The organism is Amycolatopsis sp. SID8362 (genome assembly GCF_010550475.1).
Taxonomy (GTDB): domain Bacteria; phylum Actinomycetota; class Actinomycetes; order Mycobacteriales; family Pseudonocardiaceae; genus Amycolatopsis; species Amycolatopsis eburnea.
Genome location: NZ_JAAGNB010000656.1, coordinates 1 through 788, shown reverse-complemented (window position 1 = coordinate 788; position 788 = coordinate 1). Strand labels below are relative to the sequence as shown.

Annotated in this window: 1 protein-coding gene and 1 pseudogene; both read right to left on the bottom strand. The window is 72.2% G+C overall.

Annotated elements, in window-relative coordinates; all coding sequences use genetic code 11:
- Positions 1–56 precede the first annotated feature (56 nt).
- Positions 57–308: a DUF4287 domain-containing protein gene (locus tag G3I65_RS20285; RefSeq protein ID WP_160697502.1), complete on the bottom strand. Its 252-nt coding sequence runs from the start codon at positions 306–308 to the stop codon at positions 57–59.
- Positions 309–369: 61 nt separating this feature from the next.
- Positions 370–788: pseudogene (locus tag G3I65_RS20280) on the bottom strand (SAM-dependent methyltransferase); the annotation flags it as partial.

Below are 788 nucleotides of genomic sequence, written 5' to 3'. Positions count from 1 at the left end.
GGTGGCGGCCGCGAGCCCCGAACCGGCCGCCGCGGTGGGCCGCTGACCGCCCGGGGTCACTCCCGGGCGGCCAGGCCGTCGAGGTGCAGCACGCCGCCGGTGTGGTGCGCGGCCACGAACTCCGGTCCCTTCGTCACCAGGCGGGCGATCGCCGTGGCGTGGCCGTGACCCAGGCCGTGGTCCGTCTTCAGCCACGTGATGATCTCGCCGTGCTTGGTGAGGTTCTTGCTCGCCGCCAGGCCGAGGAAGGCGCGCGGGGTGATGCCGGTCTGCTTCTCGGCGTTGTCGAGGTAGGCCTGGAAGGACATGGGGACTCCGGGGATCGGTGCGGGTTGTGTGTCCCCAAGTTCTCACCGACAACTTTTTTTGTCAAGGCTTCGCCGCGAACACCGCCAGCGTCGTGTACGGCAGCACGAAGGGCTTTTCGATCGCTGCGCCGACCGCGGCCAGCACCTCCGCCAGCGCCTCCGGCGCCAGCCGCGTCAGGCCGCCGGTCGTCGGCAGGAAGTCCAGCCATTCCTCGCGCGTGTACCGCTTCTCCCAGGTGAACCGCCGTCGTTCCGGCTCGCCGAAGACGCCCGAGGCCCGGATCGCGTCGGCGAACCCGGTGAACATCACCTCGTACAGCTCGGCGGCACTCCGCTGCTCCCCCGCGAACGGCGAGCCCGGCATGGCGGCCTTCAACGCGTCCGCGACCGCGGCGGGCGGCTGGAAGACGTGGGCGAACACCGCGAGCAGCCCGCCGGGCCGCAACACGCGCGCCGCCTTCGCCGGGCCGGCGACCGGGT

Bases quoted from the DNA above. Each gene is read 5' to 3' on its own strand.
- G3I65_RS20285 (WP_160697502.1), bottom strand. From the start codon at position 308: ATGTCCTTCCAGGCCTACCTCGACAACGCCGAGAAGCAGACCGGCATC.